The following is a 3321-nucleotide window of genomic DNA, read 5'->3' on the forward strand; positions in this document are numbered from 1 at the left end:
TTGTTCGTGCTTGTGAAAGCTCCCCCGGGGGGTGGGGTCGGGCCCGCGGCCGGCCTAGCGCGGTTTGTGGGCGTTGTTTCACCCCCCCACCTCCCCACGGCTCGTGGCCTGCGGTTACTACTTGTACTACTTGGCCGAAGCCTTCTTGCGGGTGGCACGCTTGCGCGGGGCCTTGTCGTCACCGGCGTCCGCGACGGCAGCCTGGGCCGCCTCGTAGGCCTCGACGATCTCGGCCGCGAGCCTGCCGCGGTCGGAGACCTCGTAGCCGTTGGACTGCGCCCATTCCCGGATCTGACGGGAGCGCTCGCGGTCGGTGCCGCCGCTCGCCGCCGACTGACCGGTGGCCAGGCGCAGCTTGCGCCCGCCGGTCCGCGTTCCGGCGGAGATGAAACGAGCGAGCTCCTCGCGCAGGTGCGTGGCGTTCTCGTCGGACAGGTCGATCTCGTAGGAAACGCCGTCCAAGCTGAAGGGAACAGTCTGGGTGGCGATCTCACCGTCGATGTCGTCGACCATTTCGACGACAACTTTTTGCGCCATGAAGCGCTCTCCTCATTACTCGGATGTGCGGTACATGCGTACGGTAACCGATCCGCCGTGCGGATGTGTAAGCCGCGCCGGTTTTGGTGCGAATCGATACTCGAAACGACCACAAATCCCTCTTGAACACTGTTCTAATGTGACGGAAAACCTACCCGAGCCGCCGTTCGGCCGACACCGAGTAGGCATGTGGACGGAAAGCCAGCACCGTGTCATCGGACGCTTCGACACCGGGGGCGAGCCGCATCGGGTCGTAAACCTGACGTTCCCAAGCGTCCGATTCCGGCGAAAGGCCGATGATCCGGATCTCGCCTGCCGGTAGCAGCCTGCGGTGTTCCGGCCACGCGATCGACGGATCGTGCGTGGCGTCGCCGGGCTCCGCGAGCTGCACGGCCAAGGTGAACGACACGGGACCGTCCTGCAGCCGCCGCTCGATCTCGGCGTTGAGGAACTGCTTGTCCAGCGACGCGCCATAAGCCGAGTCGAGATCCACCTCACCCAGCTGCGGGACGAGCCGGTACCGGAACGCCTGCCGCTCACCGGCGTCGTTCACGAAGATGAACGCGTGCAGCCCGTCGAACCGGGTCGTCGCGTAGCTCGCGGGCGCCTTGCGGGAGAGGAACGCCTTGATCCCGGCGTGGCTCTCCTTGTGGTCGATCAGGAAGCTGGCGAACTTGCGGCCGGTGGTCAGCTTCGCCTTGAGAGTGTCCTCTGTGGATCCCGCGAGCGCTTCCACGAGTTCGATGAACCCTTCGGGCGTGCTGCTCGGGAACACCCGGAAGTTGGCGGCGACCAGGTCGTGGATGCCCTTGCCGTCGGCCAGGAACTTCACGGCCATACCACGGATACCCCTGGTCCGGTCGTCCGAATCGTATTGCGGCGAACCGTTGGAGAGCCGGACCACGAGGTCGGTCTCCTCGGTCAGGTGCCTGGCGTTGGTGAGGTGGCCGATCTGTCCACTGGGGACGAACTTGGCGTCGTAGTTGGCGCCGCGGGCATGCAGGCGGCGGTCATGGGGACGTGGGTGGGCCGCGGCCTCGATGCGGTCGATGGCCTGGGTGGCGGTCATACCGTCCGGTGTGGTCACGCGGCCGAGAATACAAGGACTCGTGAGTGGTATGGCCGGTTAGAACCGGCGATACCACTCACGAGTGTTATGTCGTCCACAGAAGATCAGGGGGTGTAACTGACGATCTTGTCCAAGCCGCCGCCGTTCGTGGATGTGAACCACAGTGAGCCGTCCTTGGCCGGTTCGACGGCACGCAACTTGCCGAACGTACCTTCGAAAAGCGCTTCCGGCGTGCCGGTCTTACCGTCTTTTAGCGGAATGCGCCACAAGCGTTTACCGAGGTTGGCCGCCATGTACAGGCTGCCTTTGTAGTAGCCGAGGTCGCTCGGGGTCGCCTCCTCGGTCTTCCACGTGACAAGCGGATCGACGAACCCCGGCTTGCCGCAGGCGCCTTCGCAGACCGGCCAACCGTAGTTCTTCCCTTTCTCTACCCGGTTGAGCTCGTCGAAGGTGTGCTCCCCCGATTCCGAGACGAACATCCGGCCCTTGTCGTCCCAGGTGATGCCCTGCGGATCGCGGTGGCCGAGCGAATAGACGAGCGTCTTGGCGCCGGGCACCGGCTTGCCGCCGGAGGTCATCCGCAGCACCTTGCCGCCGAGCGACTTCGGGTCCTGCGCGAGTTCGGGCCGCTGGCCGTCGCCGACCGTCGCGTACAGCCAGCCGTCCGGGCCGAACGCGAGCCTGCCGCCCTCACGCTTCTGCCCGAGCGGGAGCCCGGTGAGGATCGGCTTCGGCCTGCCACCGAGCTTGAGCGAGGCGATCCGGTTGTCCGTCTCGGTCGAGTAGTAGAGGAACACGGTCTTGTCGGCGGCGTACAGCGGCGACACGGCGAGTCCGAGCAGGCCGCTCTGCACCCCGTTCGGCTTGGCCTCGGCGATCGTCTGCACCTCACGCACGGAACCCGGCCGGACGGCCAGTATCCGCGCGCTGTCCCGTTCGGTCACCAGCGCGCTGCCGTCCGGCAGGAAGCCGATCGACCACGGGTGGGTCAGCCCGGTCGCTATGTCGTGGTTCGCCGCGAAGGCCGTGAGCTGGGAGGTGGCCATCGCCGCGACGGTCAAGGCCGCTGTCAGGAGAACACGCATGACCTACAGAGCGAAGCCCTTACCCAGCGTGCTGTCAAGATCACCGCTGGCCGGTGCATCGAGCCCGGAATGTCTGGTACGTGACCGGTGTTGTCTCCAGCCATAGAGCTCGGACATGAGCCCGCCCAGGGGAAGCGAGAAGCAGATGTCTTTCGTCATGACCGCCGAGGAACGCGAGGAATTCCTCAGCGGGGTGCACATCGGGGTGCTGGCCGTCGAGCGGGACGGGCGCGCGCCGCTGACCGTCCCGGTCTGGTACGACTACGAAGCGGGCGGCGAGATCCTCATCTGGATGGAGCGCGAAACCCAGAAGGACAAGGCGATTCGCGCGGCGGGCCGGTTCAGCCTGCTGGTGCAGTCGGAGACCTGGCCGTACAAATACGTGACCGCCGAAGGCCCGGTCACGGCCAACGACGGCGCCCCGACCCGTGAACAGGCCGACCGCATCGCGGGCCGCTACCTGCCGGAAGCGGACGCGAAGGCCTATGTGGACGGTGCGCTCGGTGAGAGTTCGCTGCTGGTGCGCATGCGCCCGGCGAAGTGGCTGAGCAACGACCAAAGCAAGTCCTGAAAAGAGGTCGTGAGTGGTACGGCCGGTTCTAACCCGCCCGGACCCACACCACCCCCACC

4 protein-coding genes are annotated in these 3321 nt (G+C 66.0%); 1 reads left to right on the forward strand and 3 read right to left on the reverse strand.

Going from position 1 to position 3321, the window contains the following annotated elements; all coding sequences use genetic code 11:
* Nucleotides 1-126: 126 nt before the first annotated feature.
* From ACFV15_RS48000 to ACFV15_RS48010, 3 genes are all read right to left on the reverse strand, one after another.
* Complete coding sequence (locus ACFV15_RS48000) at nucleotides 127-537, reverse strand: Lsr2 family protein (RefSeq protein WP_378360196.1); 411 nt, start codon at nucleotides 535-537, stop codon at nucleotides 127-129.
* Nucleotides 538-688: 151 nt separating this feature from the next.
* Nucleotides 689-1624 carry a catalase gene (locus tag ACFV15_RS48005; RefSeq protein ID WP_378360198.1) on the reverse strand — a complete coding sequence of 312 codons (936 nt, stop codon included), beginning with the start codon at nucleotides 1622-1624 and terminating at the stop codon, nucleotides 689-691.
* Between the two features lie 86 nt (nucleotides 1625-1710).
* Nucleotides 1711-2691 (reverse strand): PQQ-dependent sugar dehydrogenase, encoded by a 981-nt coding sequence (locus ACFV15_RS48010; protein WP_378360199.1) that lies wholly within the window; start codon nucleotides 2689-2691, stop codon nucleotides 1711-1713.
* Between the two features lie 145 nt (nucleotides 2692-2836).
* Here ACFV15_RS48010 and ACFV15_RS48015 point away from each other — a divergent pair, with 145 nt between their 5' ends.
* The gene (locus ACFV15_RS48015; RefSeq protein WP_378360201.1) at nucleotides 2837-3262 is read left to right on the forward strand and encodes a pyridoxamine 5'-phosphate oxidase family protein; all 426 of its coding nucleotides are present in this window, start codon (nucleotides 2837-2839) and stop codon (nucleotides 3260-3262) included.
* Nucleotides 3263-3321 lie beyond the last annotated feature (59 nt).

The organism is Amycolatopsis sp. NPDC059657 (genome assembly GCF_042734395.1).
GTDB lineage: Bacteria > Actinomycetota > Actinomycetes > Mycobacteriales > Pseudonocardiaceae > Amycolatopsis.